Origin of the sequence: Alistipes finegoldii DSM 17242 (assembly GCF_000265365.1) — a bacterium.
Classification (GTDB): Bacteria; Bacteroidota; Bacteroidia; order Bacteroidales; family Rikenellaceae; genus Alistipes; species Alistipes finegoldii.
Map to the genome: position 1 here is coordinate 2506019 of NC_018011.1, position 14612 is coordinate 2520630.

12 protein-coding genes and 1 tRNA gene are annotated in these 14612 nt (G+C 57.4%); 7 read left to right on the forward strand and 6 right to left on the reverse strand.

Annotation, left to right across the window (positions count from 1 at the left end; genetic code table 11):
- Positions 1–63 precede the first annotated feature (63 nt).
- The 4 genes from ALFI_RS10925 to ALFI_RS10940 form a co-directional block, all read right to left on the reverse strand.
- Entirely contained in the window at positions 64–282 is a 219-nt protein-coding gene (locus tag ALFI_RS10925) for a hypothetical protein (protein WP_014775859.1), read from the reverse strand.
- Positions 283–575: 293 nt separating this feature from the next.
- Positions 576–1319: a succinate dehydrogenase/fumarate reductase iron-sulfur subunit gene (locus ALFI_RS10930; protein WP_014775860.1), complete on the reverse strand. Its 744-nt coding sequence runs from the start codon at positions 1317–1319 to the stop codon at positions 576–578.
- A gap of 36 nt (positions 1320–1355) precedes the next feature.
- The gene (locus ALFI_RS10935) at positions 1356–3302 is read right to left on the reverse strand and encodes a fumarate reductase/succinate dehydrogenase flavoprotein subunit (RefSeq protein WP_009597473.1); all 1947 of its coding nucleotides are present in this window, start codon (positions 3300–3302) and stop codon (positions 1356–1358) included.
- A gap of 33 nt (positions 3303–3335) precedes the next feature.
- The gene (locus ALFI_RS10940) at positions 3336–4040 is read right to left on the reverse strand and encodes a succinate dehydrogenase/fumarate reductase cytochrome b subunit (RefSeq protein WP_009597483.1); all 705 of its coding nucleotides are present in this window, start codon (positions 4038–4040) and stop codon (positions 3336–3338) included.
- A gap of 119 nt (positions 4041–4159) precedes the next feature.
- On the opposite strand from ALFI_RS10940, the gene ALFI_RS10945 reads away from it, so the two are divergent.
- Genes ALFI_RS10945 through ALFI_RS10955 form a run of 3 tightly spaced genes read left to right on the forward strand, consistent with a single transcriptional unit; the run spans position 4160 to position 6221 of the window.
- Positions 4160–4696, forward strand: coding sequence for a 5-formyltetrahydrofolate cyclo-ligase (locus ALFI_RS10945; RefSeq protein WP_009597481.1), 537 nt, complete (start codon positions 4160–4162; stop codon positions 4694–4696).
- 6 nt (positions 4697–4702) lie between these two features.
- Positions 4703–5419, forward strand: a complete 717-nt coding sequence (locus ALFI_RS10950) for a DUF169 domain-containing protein (RefSeq protein ID WP_014775861.1) — start codon at positions 4703–4705, stop codon at positions 5417–5419.
- Positions 5420–5423: 4 nt separating this feature from the next.
- Complete coding sequence (locus ALFI_RS10955; protein WP_014775862.1) at positions 5424–6221, forward strand: patatin-like phospholipase family protein; 798 nt, start codon at positions 5424–5426, stop codon at positions 6219–6221.
- A 447-nt stretch (positions 6222–6668) separates the two neighbouring features.
- On the opposite strand, the gene ALFI_RS10960 is transcribed toward ALFI_RS10955, so the two are convergent.
- Together ALFI_RS10960 and ALFI_RS10965 are read right to left on the reverse strand one after the other, a co-directional pair.
- Positions 6669–7970 (reverse strand): DUF5723 family protein, encoded by a 1302-nt coding sequence (locus ALFI_RS10960; RefSeq protein ID WP_014775863.1) that lies wholly within the window; start codon positions 7968–7970, stop codon positions 6669–6671.
- A 90-nt stretch (positions 7971–8060) separates the two neighbouring features.
- Positions 8061–8978, reverse strand: coding sequence for a hypothetical protein (locus tag ALFI_RS10965; protein WP_014775864.1), 918 nt, complete (start codon positions 8976–8978; stop codon positions 8061–8063).
- Positions 8979–9160: 182 nt separating this feature from the next.
- On the opposite strand from ALFI_RS10965, the gene uvrC reads away from it, so the two are divergent.
- The 4 genes from uvrC (at position 9161) to ALFI_RS10990 (ending at position 14601) form a co-directional block, all read left to right on the forward strand.
- Complete coding sequence (gene uvrC, locus ALFI_RS10970) at positions 9161–10981, forward strand: excinuclease ABC subunit UvrC (protein ID WP_014775865.1); 1821 nt, start codon at positions 9161–9163, stop codon at positions 10979–10981.
- Positions 10982–11046: 65 nt separating this feature from the next.
- Positions 11047–11130 (forward strand) — tRNA-Leu (locus tag ALFI_RS10975).
- A 730-nt stretch (positions 11131–11860) separates the two neighbouring features.
- On the forward strand, positions 11861–12205 hold the full coding sequence (locus ALFI_RS10985) for a hypothetical protein (protein ID WP_009597463.1): 345 nt from the start codon (positions 11861–11863) through the stop codon (positions 12203–12205).
- An 89-nt stretch (positions 12206–12294) separates the two neighbouring features.
- Positions 12295–14601, forward strand: a complete 2307-nt coding sequence (locus ALFI_RS10990) for a TonB-dependent receptor (protein ID WP_014775866.1) — start codon at positions 12295–12297, stop codon at positions 14599–14601.
- Positions 14602–14612 lie beyond the last annotated feature (11 nt).

Sequence of the window (14612 nt, forward strand, 5' to 3'; positions counted from 1 at the left end):
CTGTTGCAGGGCCGGTGTCTGCGTCGTTGCGGACGGAATCCCGGAGGCTACTCCGGGGATTTTTCATTCTCCGCCCGGATCGTATCGGTAGCCCTCCTCGTCGTAGACGGGGCGGTCGTTCTCCGCATCTTCGTGCGCCGCGTCCGGAATCCGGTCGTCGAGCGGGATTTCCGTCTCCAACAGCTCCTCGTCGATCAGATTTTCGTCGCGCTCGCCGCCTGCGAATCCGTTGTTCTCCGTGGAGATGACGGTGCGGTCGTTTGGAAATTCTACGATGTCCATGTTTTTGCCGTTTTGGTTTTTCGCGTTTCGTCGCAAGAACGATACCGTTGTTGCGGAGCTGTGCGAAAGAAAAGTGGGGTCAGCCGTCGCTTCGGGTATTTGCCGGAACGTTCCGCGGCTGCGGCCGGAAAATAGTGCCCGGAGAACAGTGCCCGGAGCGCGCGGGGTGAATCACTGAGGAGTGTTGCCGGGGATGAAGGGGCGGGGGCATGATGCAAGCGTCTGCGTTCCGGGGCATGAAAAAGGGCGGGAATATGCTTCCCGCCCTTTTCCGGATTGTTCCGGCACTTTTATTAGTCTTCGAACTTCGCGGAGAGGAACTCGCGGTTCAGGCGCGCGATGTGCGCGATCGAAATCGACTTGGGGCACTCGGCTTGGCAGGCACCCGTGTTGGTGCAGTTGCCGAAGCCCAGCTCGTCCATCTTGGCGACCATCGCCTTGGCGCGGCGTGCACCCTCCACACGGCCCTGCGGCAGTTTGGCGAGCGACGATACGCGGGCGGCGACGAAGAGCATCGCCGAACCGTTCTTGCAGGTTGCCGCGCAGGCGCCGCAGCCGATGCAGGCGGCAGCGTCCATCGACTCTTCGGCGTCGGCCTGCGCGATCGGAATCGCATTGGCGTCGGGCACCGAGTTGGTGCGTACCGAGATGAAGCCGCCGGCCTGAAGAATCTGGTCGTAAGCCGAGCGGTTCACGACGAGGTCCTTGATGACGGGGAACGCCGCCGAGCGCCACGGCTCGATGGTGATCGTTGCGCCGTCCTTGAACTTGCGCATGTAAATCTGGCAGGTGGTAGCGGCCTGACCGGGACCGTGGGCGTGACCGTCGATGTGCAGTGAGCACATGCCACAGATACCCTCGCGGCAGTCGTGGTCGAACGCTACGGGCTCCTTGCCCTCGTGGATAAGGTTGTTGTTCAAGATGTCGAGCATCTCAAGAAACGAGGTGTCTGCCGAGATGTTCTCGACTTTGTACGTCTCGAAGCCGCCCTTGGTCTTAGCGTCCTTTTGACGCCATATCTTTAATGTAAAATTCATAATTTCAAATTGTTATTAAAGTTTAACGTCAAAAGCTTAGTCTTTGTAGTTGCGCTGAGCGGGGTGTACGAATTCGAAGTTCAGCGGCTCTTTCGTCAGTTCGGGAGCGGCGTCCTCGCCCTTGTATTCCCAAACGGCGGCGTATACGAAGTTTTCGTCGTCACGCTTGGCTTCGCCCTCTTCGGTCTGGTGTTCTACGCGGAAGTGACCGCCGCACGACTCCTCGCGGTTGAGTGCGTCGCGCGCCATCAGCTCGCCCAGTTCGAGGAAGTCGGCCAGACGCAGCGCCTTTTCGAGTTCCACGTTGAAATCCTTCTCCTGACCTACGACTTTCACGTCTTTCCAGAACTCCTTGCGCAGCGCCTGAATCTCGCTGATCGCCTTTTCGAGCGACTCCTTCGAGCGGGCCATGCCGACGTTCTCCCACATGATATGGCCGAGTTTCTTGTGAATGTCGTCCACCGACTGCTTGCCGCCGATCGACAGCAGCTTGGCGATCTTCTCCCTGACGCCCTTTTCCGCCTCGTCAAAAGCCTTGGTATCGGTCTTCACCTTCGGAGCCTGAATCTTGTGCGAGAGGTAGTCGCCGATGGTGTAGGGCAGTACGAAGTAGCCGTCGGCCAGACCCTGCATCAGGGCCGAAGCGCCGAGACGGTTCGCACCGTGGTCCGAGAAGTTGGCCTCGCCGATGGCATACAGGCCGGGGATGGTGGTCATCAGGTTGTAATCGACCCAGATGCCGCCCATGGTGTAGTGCACGGCGGGGAAGATCTGCATCGGCTGCTCGTAGGGGCTTACGTCGGTGATCTCCTCGTACATGTCGAACAGGTTGCCGTAACGTTTCTTGATGATCTCCTTGCCCAGACGCTCGATGGCGGTCTTGAAGTCGAGGAATACGGCCAGTCCGGTCTCGTTTACGCCGAAGCCTGCGTCGCAGCGCTCCTTGGCGGCACGCGATGCCACGTCGCGCGGCACGAGGTTGCCGAAGGCCGGGTAGCGGCGCTCCAGATAGTAGTCGCGGTCCTCTTCGGCGATGTCCGACGGCTTCTTGGCGCCCGAACGCAGCGCCTTCACGTCTTCGAGTTTCTTGGGAACCCAGATGCGGCCGTCGTTGCGCAGCGACTCCGACATCAGCGTCAGTTTCGACTGCTGGTCGCCGTGAACCGGGATGCAGGTGGGGTGGATCTGCGTGAAGCAGGGATTGGCGAAGCCTGCGCCCTTGCGGTAGCACTGGAATGCAGCCGAGCCGTTCGACGCCATGGCGTTGGTCGAGAGGAAGAATACGTTGCCGTATCCGCCCGTTGCGATCACGACGGCGTGTGCGCCGTGGCGCTCGATCTCACCGGTGACGAGGTTGCGGGCGATGATGCCCTTGGCTTCGCCGTCCTCCACGACGATGTCGAGCATCTCGTGACGGGGATAGCTCTTCACCGTGCCGGCGGCGATCTCCTTGTTGAGTACCGAGTAGGCGCCCAGCAGGAGCTGCTGACCCGTCTGGCCGCGGGCGTAGAACGTACGCGAAACCTGCGCGCCGCCGAACGAACGGTTGGCCAGCAGGCCGCCGTATTCGCGGGCGAAAGGCACGCCCTGTCCCACGCACTGGTCGATGATCAGGTTGGCGACTTCGGCCATGCGGTAGACGTTGGCTTCGCGGGCGCGGTAGTCGCCGCCCTTGATCGTGTCGTAGAACAGACGGTATACCGAGTCGTTGTCGTTCTGGTAGTTCTTCGCGGCGTTGATACCGCCCTGCGCGGCGATCGAGTGCGCGCGGCGGGGCGAATCCTGAATGCAGAATACCTTTACGTTATATCCCAGTTCGCCGAGCGAAGCGGCTGCGGATGCACCGCCCAGACCCGTTCCGACGATGATGATGTCGAGCTTGCGCTTGTTTGCGGGGCTTACGACCTTGATAGCTGCCTTATGGTTGCTCCACTTTTCTGCGAGAGCGCCGGCAGGAATTTTAGCATCTAATTTGAAAGCCATATCTGTTGTGTGTTTATTGTTCTGGATAATCGGTTAGCAGGCGCCTGCGCAGCAGGGGCAGACACTCTTGATGAAGTAGATCACCACGACGGCGGCGAAGCCGAGGAAGATGACCGTCGCCACGATGTTGGCGATGCACTTCAGGCGGGGATACCACGTGTCGTTGGCCCATCCCACGGTCTGGAACATCGACCATACGCCGTGCGTGAGGTGGAACCAGAGGGCGAAGAACCACACGAGGTAGATCACCACGTAATACCACTGCGAGAAGGTGTAGGCGATCAGCGAAGCGCCGTCCGCCGGATGGAGTCCGAGCGAGTTCTCGTGGCCGCCCAATACCTCCACGAGCTGCATTTTAGCCCAGAAGTTGAAGAGGTGGAGCGCCAGACCGCCCAGAATGATGAAGCCCAGTACGAGCATGTTTTTCGACGCCCACGACACGCCCGGTTCGACTACCGTCACGGCGTAGCGCTGACTGCCGCGCGCCTTGAGGTTCTCCATGGTGAGGATGACCGCGTAGATGAAGTGCACGACGACGCCTGCCGCCAGCACTGCGGTGCCGGCCAGAGCGTACCAGTTGGCTCCGAGCAGCGCGCAGATCATGTTGTAAGCCTCAGGCGAGATGATCGCCACAATGTTCATGGACATGTGGAAGAGAATAAAGAGCACGAGGAAACACCCCGTTACGCTCATCACTAACTTCTTGCCCAGCGAGGAATTAGATAAAAAACAGCTCATAATGATTTAAATTTGTTTATATTTGTTAAAGTTTTGTGTTCCCGGACGCAAAGATAGCCATTGTTTGCAGAATAACAATAGAAACGGGCGGGAATTTTAGGCCGAAAAGGTGGGATTTTATGACCAAGAAAGAACTGCGCGCTGCGATGAAAAAACGGAACCTCTCGCTCTCTTCCGAAGAGCGTGACGCGGCGTCGGAACGCATCTTCGGCCGGGTGGAGCGTCTGCCCGGATTTTCGGCGGCCCGCTGCGCGGCGTTTTTCTGCGCGCTGCCCGACGAGCCGCAGACCGGTGCCGCGCTGGCGCGGTGGAGCGCCGCGAAGCGCATCGTCGTGCCGCGGGTCGAGGGCGATGCGATGCGGTTTTACGACTATGCGCCCGGAGAACTTTGCCGGGGCGCTTTCGGAATCGCCGAGCCGTCGGTTGCGGAGCGGCCGTGCGATCCGGCGGAAATCGACTTCATCGTCGTTCCGGGAGTGGCTTTTACCGCCGCCGGAGCGCGTATGGGCCGCGGCCGGGGATATTACGACAAATACCTGTCGCAGCCGGGTTTCCGGGGCGTGAAGGCCGGAGTCTGCTATGCGCATCAGCTGGTCGGGGAACTGCCCGTCGAGCCGCACGACGTTTTTATGGATTACGTTGTCACCAATGATTGAAGAGATATGGATGTGAAAGAATTTACCGCCGCCTACAGGGAGGCTTTCGGCGAACGGCCCGAACTGCCCCTGCTGTTCCGCTATACGGACAGTCCGATGCGCCCGGTCGAAAAGGTCGGGGGCTGTTTCTTCAAGGCGCTGGCCGAAGCGCGCCGGGGGCTGCCCGTGAGTCTGAATGCCGGCAATATCGGCTGCGGGGGCGGGAAGTTCTACACGGGATTCAGCCCGATGCCCGAATTCGTTCCGCAGTTCGTGTCGCTCAAGGAGCGCTATAAGCGGACGCCCGAAATGGTGCTGGAGTTCATCGCCGCTCTCGACCTGCGTCCCGCGCCGAAGGCGTGGCTCGAATTCGTGCGGGCGGACGTTGCGGAGACGTTTGACGGAGCGGAGGGAGTCCTCTTTTTCGCGGCGCCCGATGCGCTGGCGGGACTGGTGACGTGGGCGACGTTCGACAACAATGCGGCGGACGCCGTGGCGTCGCCCTTCGGGTCGGGGTGCAGCTCGGTCGTGGCGCAGGCCGTGCAGGAGAACCGCAACGGCGGCAGGAGGTGTTTTCTGGGCCTTTTCGATCCGTCGGTACGCCCGTGGGTGGAACCGGATGTTTTGAGCTTCGTCGTTCCGATGTCCCGCTTTCGGGAGATGTGCGGCATGATGCGTGCAAGCTGTCTGTTCGATACGCATGCGTGGAGCAAAGTTCGCGAACGGATTAATAACGACAATTGATTTTATGGAAAAAAGAAGAGCGGCGCTGGTGCTTGCCGGCGGCGGAGCGCGTGGAGTGGCCCACATCGGGGCTATCGAGGAGTTGGAGAGTCAGGGATTCGAAGTGCATGCCGTGGCAGGCACTTCGATGGGGGCGCTGGTCGGCGGCATGTATGCTTCGGGACACCTCGAAGCATTCAAGGAGTGGATGTATACGCTCGATAAATACAAGGTTTTCAGTCTGGTCGATTTTGCGCTGAGCACCGAAGGTCTCGTGAAGGGAAACCGCGTGATCGGCGCCATGAAGGAGCTGGTGCCCGACGTGAAGATCGAACAGATGCCGCTGCCTTTTGCGGCGGTGGCGGCCGACCTGCTGACCGGGCGCGAGGTCGTGCTCGAACGGGGCGGGCTGTACGACGCCATCCGTGCTTCGATTTCGATTCCTTCGGTTTTCCGGCCCGTCCGCCGGGGCAACATGGTGCTGGTGGACGGCGGTACGGTCAATCCGCTTCCGCTGAACCGCGTTCGCCGCGAACCGGGCGATGTGCTGGTCGCCGTGGACGTGAGCGCGCCGTTTTCCGACGAGATGGCCGCGCGGGTCAGGTCCTCGCTGAATTATTATAAGGTGATTACCGCTTCGTCGGAGATCATGCAGCAGCATATCGCGCGTCTGATGTGCGAGATCTACAAACCCGACCTGCTGATCGAGCTGCCGGCGGACCGTTTCGGAATCTTCGAATTCTACCGTGCGCGGGAGATCGTCGAAGCCGGCCGTCTGGCGGCACGCGCCGCACTCGAACAGCACATGGTCGTCGCCGGATAGCGGATATCCTCTGCCGGAATGCAGGAAAAACCGGGCCGTTGTGGCATGATCTTTGTCTTGGGGAAGAAGAAAAGATTGCGACGGCCCGAATTTTGAAGAATTCAAAAGTAGTGACGCAACTTCACACAGATTTGAGGGCCGTCGCAATGGTTTTTATGACGCGGATATCTCCGGGGACGGACGCAGTTTTTGTCCTCCGGGGATTTTTATAGTACTCTGCACTACAAAGGTAAATAAAGTTTCTGGAATTGCAATGCCCTTGACCGAAAGTGGTATTCGTGCGCCTAAAATATGGAAACGGGCGGACTGTTTGGGCATCGGGGCTTGTTGTTTTCTCGTATATGGGCTGACTTTACGGCTTGTTTTGCCGGTTTTTTCCGCGGCTGTAAATAAAAACGTTCCGGCCTTGCCGCCGGAACGTTTTCGTGTAATCCGTTTTATGCGTGACTAACGTCTGTCCTTGCCGTAGACGTAGGCCGGGATGCGGTGGCTGCGTTTGCCGATCGGAACGCCGATGCCGAGCGTGACGTTCATGATGCTCTGTCTGACGGGTACGAACTGCGGCGTGTGTTTGGTTATCAGGACGTCCGTGCCGATGAAGAAGTTGATCCAGTTGGGGCAGAGGTTGAGTCCCAGCCCTACGGCGCCGCCGCGGTTGTCGATCACCGAGTAGCTTCCGGTGAGCGTAAACCAGCGGATCGGGTGGAAATTGACCGATCCGGTGATGTTGTGAAAGGTCTTGTACTCCCAGAAACGGGCCGAATACAACAGGCCGATGCCGATTTTGTGGCGCCATACTTCGTATTCGAGTCCGGCGTTGATCGTTGCGCGCAGCATGCGCGACACGCTTTGGGGCGCTCCTTTGTGAAATTCCAGCACGTCGATGTCAAAATCGGGCGATTCGGTGCCGTCCTCCGTGACGTTGACGCCCGTGAACGAAAGCTCTTTCGACGAGAAGCCCGTAACGTTTTTCTTCTTGCTCCAGCCGATGAATCCCAGATCGTTTACGGCCAGCGACGCCTGCAGGTTGGGCAGGATGTCGTACGTGGCGCCCAGATCGACGGCGAAGCCGTAGCCTGCGGGCGACGTGGGTTTGAAGTCGATGTCGTCCAGCTTGTAAACCTCCTCGCCGGCGTCGTTGCGCTTGGTCGTGACGTCGAGACCGGCGGCGGTGATGTCGAGTCCGCCTGCGGCGTCGATCCGCCACTCCTCTTCTCCGTGCGTCACGTTGAATCGGGTGAAGTACATGCGGGCGCGGGCGGCTCCGACGAGGAATTTGCCGCGGACACCGATGTAAAGCCGGTCGTCGAGCAGCGGGAACGAGTAGCTGAAGGCCGCTTCGAGGTAGCTGTCGGCCGTGAGGCCGATGTTGTGGATGTCGCTGCCCGTGCCTTCCTTGAGGAATGCGAAGAGCGAGTAGGGCAGCGTAGCGTCGGCGGTCGCGCGGGCGTTGAGGTCGAACGACCAGAAATTCTTGTGGTTGCGCGTGAAGGCGCCGAAGCCGATGAGGTTCACGCGGGTGTCGATGCCCAGCAGGTTGTCGGCATTGAGTCCCGAAAGCGCCTGTCTGGTCGAAACGGCTTCGTCGAGCAGCGTGACCAGTTTCCCGTTGCGGGGATAGAGCAGTTTGTCCACGGCCAGATTGCCGCTGGCGTTGATGTCGATGCCGCCCAGACCGGGAATGTTGACATAGCCGCGCAGCGGTGCGAAAGCCGGGTTGAATTGGCTGCGGAAGGTCGTTCCCTCCATGAAGTAAGCCGTCGGGTTCTGGGCGGCACGCCTGATGCCAGCAGCAGCGTTGCGAGAAAAACGTATATTCTTTTCATGTATGGCGCCGGGTTAGAGGTTGAGTTTCAGACCGCCGCGCTTGACAAGACGCAGTGCGATGACGATTTTCTGGTCGGGCGTGAATCCGGAGCCGGGGAAATATTTCTCCAACTTGACGGGGAGGATGATCTCCGTGCCGTCGATGATCTGGCGCAGGTCGTTCTCGTGGAGCCGCGTCTCGCCGATCTTGGTCTTTACGTTGGGTTCGACACGTATGTCGAATTCCACCTCCGTGGGGTAGAACCGGGGGCTGAACTGCAGGCTGACAGGCAGTGCGCTGATGATTTCGCCGTAGATGTCCAGCGTGTTTCGGGGATTTGCCGTGCCTTTCGGATCGAGGTTGTCGGCCAGCATGTCCACTACGTCGCTGCCGAGGTCGATCCTGCCGAGGTCGTAGGTTACGTCTTCGATTTTCAGATCCGTCAGGTAGCCGCCGGCCAAATCTCGGACCTCGCCGGCCAGCTTCTCCTGCAATCCCGTGGTAGCGCGGAACATCGTGATGAATACCTGCTTGAAATCTTTCGGGTCCGTGTTCGGCGGAAGCAGGGGCAGGAACGTGCCGAGATACTTGTCGTGGAGCAGGTCCGCCACGGCGTTGATTTTGGCATCGGACCTCTTCATTTGTTCGATCAGTTCGTCGAGCAGCTCGTCGATATAGGACGGGGTGTGCTGAATCTTCTGAAGATCCACGTATTTTCCGCCTGCGGGCAGCGGCGAAGGCAGCCAGATGTCGGCTTCGTCGAAGAGGGCTTTGATGTCGGTGCCGTCCTTGCCCAGTTCGCTCATGCTGACGGTGACCGTAGCCAGCGGCAGCCGGAATTCGTCGCCGATGACGACGCCGTCCGTGTCGATTTCCGACAAGTCGTAATTGTTGTCGATACACGAAGTGGCGAGCATACCGAACAGAAACAGTGGTAAAATAAATCTCATAGGTTTGAGGGTGTTTGCATTGGATTGCAAATATATGCCGTTCCGACGAATAAACCAAAGAATTGGATAAATTCGTCAGCGGAGCGGATAAATCCGGCCGCAATATCATCCCCTGACGGGCTTCAGGGGTGCATCTGCGGGTTTTGCGAAATATTTGCTACATTTGCGTTGCTATTGTCGTTATGGCCGAAACCGGAAAAAACAACCTTAAAGAGCAGGTGGCGATGCTGCCGCTGTCGCCGGGCGTCTACCAGTTCGTGGACCGCTCCGGAACGATTATCTATGTGGGTAAGGCCAAGAGCCTGCGCAAACGGGTCTCCTCCTATTTCGTGCAGAGCAAGGAGCACAGCGCCAAAGTGCGTGTGCTGGTGCGGCAGATCGCCGAGATCCGCCATATCGTCGTCAACAGCGAGACCGACGCGCTGCTGCTCGAAAATTCGCTGATAAAGACCCTCCAGCCGCGTTACAACATCCTGCTCAAGGACGACAAGACCTATCCGTGGATCGTGGTGCGGCGCGAGCATTTTCCGCGCGTGCAGTCCACCCGACAGCTGACGCGCGACGGTTCGCAGTATTTCGGTCCCTACAGCTCGGTGATGATGCAGCACAGCGTGCTCGAATTCGTGCGCGAAGTGGTGCCGCTGCGGACGTGCAAGCTCAATCTGGCGCCCGAACAGATCGCCAAAGGCAGGTATTCGGTCTGCCTTCAGTATCATCTGGGCAACTGCAAGGGCCCCTGCGTCGGGGAGCAGAGCGAAGCGGAGTACGCAAAGTTGGTCGATATGGTCGTCGCGGTACTCAAGGGCGACCTGCGTCCCGTGCGGAGCTATCTGGAAGGCGAAATGGCGAATGCCGCCGCCGGGTTGAAGTTCGAGCTGGCGCAGCGTTACAAACAGCGTCTGGACGCGCTGGACAACTATTCGAGCAAGTCGGTGATCGTGAGCGCGAAGATCGTCGATGTGGATGTTTTTTCGCTTCTTCCGGACGACGATGTGGCCTATTGCAACTTCGTGCGCATCCGTCACGGCTCGATCGTGGGCGTCTATACGGTGAAACTCTCGACGGGCGTCGGCGGCGACGAACGCGACATGCTGACGCTGGCCATCCAGCATATCGTGGAGCATATCGCGGGAACGCTCGCCAAAGAGGTCGTCGTTCCGTTCCTGCCTTCGACGACGCTGTTGTTCGACGGCGTGACCTTCACGGTGCCGAAGCGCGGCGAAAAACTCGAACTGCTGGAATTCTCGCAGAAGAGCGCCCGCATCTACCGCGCCGAGCAGCTCAAAAACCTCGAAATCAAGAATCCCGAACGCTATACCGAACGGCTGTTGAACGCCCTGCAAAAGGAGCTGCGTCTCGACAGACAGCCGCGGCACATCGAATGTTTCGACAACTCCAATCTGCAGGGGGCCCATCCGGTAGCCTCGTGCGTGGTCTTCCGCGATGGAAAACCCGCACGCAAGGAGTATCGTCACTTCAACATCAAGACCGTGGAAGGGCCTGACGATTACGCTTCGATGCGCGAAGTCGTCTTCCGGCGTTACAGCCGTCTTCAGGAAGAGGGGGCCGAGCTGCCCGATCTCATCATTGCCGACGGCGGAAAGGGGCAGATGGGCATCATTCACGAGGTGCTGGAGTATCTTGGGCTGGACATACCTGTGGCCGGACTGGCCAAGAACGACCGCCACCGGACCTCCGAACTGCTCTGCGGCTATCCGCCCGTGCTGGTCGGCATCCGTCCCACTTCGCCCCTTTTCCACTTTTTGGCGCACATTCAGGAGGAGGTGCACCGTTTCGCCGTCTCGTTCCACCGTCAGAAGCGCAGCAAGGCGTTTATCCATAGCGAACTGGAGCAGATCGAAGGCATCGGCGACAAGACGATCCGCACGCTTCTCCAGCACTTTCGCTCCGTGGCCAAGGTCAAGGCCGCTCCGGCCGAGGAGCTTTCGGCGCTGGTCGGTCCGGCCAAGGCGAAAAAAATCAGGGCTTTTTTTGAAAAATAGCCGGATTCTTTGAAAATTGCAAAGATTCGACTATCTTTGCCATCCCGATTCTACGGATGAGGTTTGCCCGGATGGCGGAATCGGTAGACGCGTTGGTCTCAAACACCAATGACAGCAATGTCGTGCCGGTTCGACCCCGGCTCCGGGTACAAGTAAAATCGCTTAATTTGTTGATTATGGCAAGTTAGGCGATTTTTTATTTTCGGATTTTCCCCGCATTTTCCCCACAGAGAAGAAATGGTTGTAATGTGAAAACCAAATGTTGGATATCCCTTTTGTTATTGTGTAACCTGTTGGTTGAATTAAAATAAAGCATATTTGATAATACAAATTTTGTCGATGATTGTAGAAGCTGAGGTATTGCAGCATGACCAAGCTCGATTTTAACGGCTGTACGGGTAAACAGCCCGTATGTCATACTAATCAAGAACTGGTTCAGTTGAGAAATCTTTTGATATGCTTTCTGGAACGATTGTAAGCTCATGAGAGTTGTTTCCGGTTCTTTTGGTTCAGTTGATACGGGACTTCAAGTTTGATATGAGCCATTTTGAAAAGGTCTTGTTGCATATCAATATTCAAGTACCATACGTGCCGAAATAATTTCTGAATATCAATCTTTTATACGATTGATACCCAATTTTACACCCGAAAAATGTAAAATTAGGTGTTGTATTTTCTCTATATCGAATCACACAGGCTAATGAATAAGGAAAGATCATTGAGCTTTCGGGTACTTTTTGGAAATGTCAAATGATTGGTATTTAATAATATGAGATTTGTATTTCGTATTTTGCATCCGCAATTTGTCTGCATTTCTTATGATGACAATGCATTTTTCATCTTTTTTCGTTATCTTTGGAGCCAATCATATAAAGAATAGTGCGAAAATACAAACGGAACATAGGTGCGGTATTGCTACTGGTACTCTTCGCATGGTACTGGAGTTCTGTTACGCTGTTTCCCCATGCTCACAATATCGACGGGCATATCTATGTTCACTCGCATCCTTTCTCCGGTACCTCGAATAATCCCGGCCACAGCCATACCCCGCAGCAGTTTCAACTGATCGCACACCTGTCGCTGCTGGTAATGATGGTGGCGACGCTCGTCGCATTCGCCTTACGGCTGCTGGGAGTTTCCTTCATTTTCAAAACGCAAAAACCGGCCGTCCGGCAGGACGCTCCGATCCGGATTTACGGGCTGCGTGCACCTCCCGTCTGCTGATACACATTCCATTCTGAACGGGACGGGCTTGTTGCCCGCACCCGTTGCCATGTATATGTATCAGTAATTATCAAAAACCGGATTTTTCCATGAAAGAAAAAATATTGGGGGCATTTCTCATGCTCATGCTCCCCGCGGTATGCTCCGCCGGGGAGGAGCCTGCCATGAAGCCCCAAAAGCAGAGCGACGCAAATATCACCGGCCATGTGGTCGATGCCAAAACCTACGAACATCTGGCCTTTGCCACCATCGCCGTGAAAGGCACGACCATCGGCATCGCTACCGATGCCACGGGGCACTATTTCCTGAAGAACCTGCCGCAGGGCCGTTTTACGCTCGTTGCCTCGTCTGTGGGTTACAGGAGTGCCGAGCAGACGGTCGAGATCTCGCCCGACAAGACCATCGAGGTCAATTTTTCCCTGACCGAAGAGGCGCTTTCTGTCGAAGAGGTCGTCGTGTCGGCCAGCCGGACGGAGACCAACAAGAAAACATCACCGACTATCGTATCGGTGGCCTCGGCCAAACTCTTCGAATCGACCGCCTCGTGCAATCTGGCCGAGACGATGAATTTCCAGTCGGGATTGCGCGTCGAAACCAACTGCGGCAACTGCGGTACGACCCAGCTGCGCATAAACGGACTCGAAGGGCAGTATTCGCAGGTACTGCTCGACAGCCGCCCGATCTTCAGTTCGCTGGCATCGGTCTACGGCCTTGAACAGCTGCCCGTCGCCATGATCGAGCGGGTCGAGGTGATCCGCGGAGGCGGCTCGGCGTTGTTCGGGGCGAATGCCATCGGCGGTGTGGTCAACATCATCACCAAGGAGCCGCTGCGCAACTCCGTCACACTCTCCAATACGACCAATATCTTTGAGGGCGGTACGGCCGACTTCAACACCTCGCTCAACGGCTCGTTCGTCTCCGACGACTACAAAATGGGCGTCTACCTGTTCGGCATGATTAAGGACCGCGATTCGTATGACCGCAACGGGGACGGATTCTCGGACATCCCAAAACTCAACTCCGAGACGGCCGGATTTCGGGCCTATTACAAAACTTCGCCCTATACGCGTCTGACGGCGGAATACCACCATATTCACGAGTTTCGCCGTGGGGGCAACGAGTTCGACCAGCCGCCCCACATGGCCGATATCGCCGAACAGCTCAATCACAAGATCGACGGCGGCGGATTGAAATTCGACTGGTTCAGTCCGAACAACCGCCACCGGATGGGCATCTATACTTCGGCGCAGAATATCGACCGTGACAGTTATTTCGGCACGGACAAGAATCCCGACGCCTATGGCGCTACGGACGACAAGACGTTCGTGGCGGGAGCCCAATATACCTACTCTTTCCATAAACTGCTGTTCCTGCCCTCGGAACTGACGGCGGGCGTCGAGTACAACTACAATACGCTGCACGACAAATACCTCGGCTTCGGGCGCGACTTCGAGCAGACCACCCATAGCACGGGTTTCTTTTTCCAGAACGAGTGGCGGAGCGAAAAGCTCAACTTCCTGATCGGCGGCCGCGTGGACAAGCACAACATGATGAAGAACGTCGTCTTTTCGCCGCGCGTGAACGTGCGTTACAGTCCGACGGAAAAGATCGGCCTGCGGGCCAGCTATTCGAGCGGTTACCGCGCGCCGCAGGCCTACAACGAGGACCTGCACATCGACGCTTTGGACAACAAGGTGGCGATCATTCGACTCGCTCCGGATCTCAAACCCGAATACTCGCACAGCCTGAGTGCATCGGTGGATCTGTATCATAATTTCGGGCGAGTGCAGGCCAACCTGCTCGTCGAAGGATTCTACACGATGCTTGAGGACGTGTTTACGCTCGAAAAAATCGGCGAGGATGCCCAGGGCAACATCATTAAGGAGCGCCGCAACGCTTCGGGAGCCACCGTGGCCGGCGTGGGAGCCGAAGCCAAGGCGGGTATTCCGGGACGGTTCGAGCTGCAGCTGGGCTACACCTTCCAGCGCAGCCGTTACGACGAACCCGAAAAATGGTCGGACGACGTGACGCCCCAGCGGCGGATGTTCCGTTCGCCGGACCATTACGGCTACTTGACGGCGAACGTCAACCTCACGCGTGATTTCACGGCGTCGGTGTTCGGCAACTACACGGGCCGGATGCTCGTGCAGCACAATGCTGGGTATATCGAGAGGGATACCGAGCGTCTGACGCCCGATTTCTGGGATATGGGCCTGCGGCTGTCGTACAATTTCCGGCTCACGAAACAACTGCGGCTGGAACTGAATGCCGGGGTGAAAAACCTTTTCGACAGCTTCCAGAAGGACCTCGATTTCGGCCAGAACAAAGATGCCGCTTATATCTACGGTCCGGCAGTTCCGCGCACTTACTTTATCGGAGCAAAATTCGCGCTGTGACCAAGATGTAC

Coding starts and splice junctions, on each gene's coding strand:
- ALFI_RS10925 (WP_014775859.1), bottom strand. CDS start 282: ATGGACATCGTAGAATTTCCAAACGACCGCACCGTCATCTCCACGGAG.
- ALFI_RS10930 (WP_014775860.1), bottom strand. CDS start 1,319: ATGAATTTTACATTAAAGATATGGCGTCAAAAGGACGCTAAGACCAAG.
- ALFI_RS10935 (WP_009597473.1), bottom strand. CDS start 3,302: ATGGCTTTCAAATTAGATGCTAAAATTCCTGCCGGCGCTCTCGCAGAA.
- ALFI_RS10940 (WP_009597483.1), bottom strand. CDS start 4,040: ATGAGCTGTTTTTTATCTAATTCCTCGCTGGGCAAGAAGTTAGTGATG.
- ALFI_RS10945 (WP_009597481.1), top strand. CDS start 4,160: ATGACCAAGAAAGAACTGCGCGCTGCGATGAAAAAACGGAACCTCTCG.
- ALFI_RS10950 (WP_014775861.1), top strand. CDS start 4,703: ATGGATGTGAAAGAATTTACCGCCGCCTACAGGGAGGCTTTCGGCGAA.
- ALFI_RS10955 (WP_014775862.1), top strand. CDS start 5,424: ATGGAAAAAAGAAGAGCGGCGCTGGTGCTTGCCGGCGGCGGAGCGCGT.
- ALFI_RS10960 (WP_014775863.1), bottom strand. CDS start 7,970: ATGGAGGGAACGACCTTCCGCAGCCAATTCAACCCGGCTTTCGCACCG.
- ALFI_RS10965 (WP_014775864.1), bottom strand. CDS start 8,978: ATGAGATTTATTTTACCACTGTTTCTGTTCGGTATGCTCGCCACTTCG.
- uvrC (WP_014775865.1), top strand. CDS start 9,161: ATGGCCGAAACCGGAAAAAACAACCTTAAAGAGCAGGTGGCGATGCTG.
- ALFI_RS10990 (WP_014775866.1), top strand. CDS start 12,295: ATGAAAGAAAAAATATTGGGGGCATTTCTCATGCTCATGCTCCCCGCG.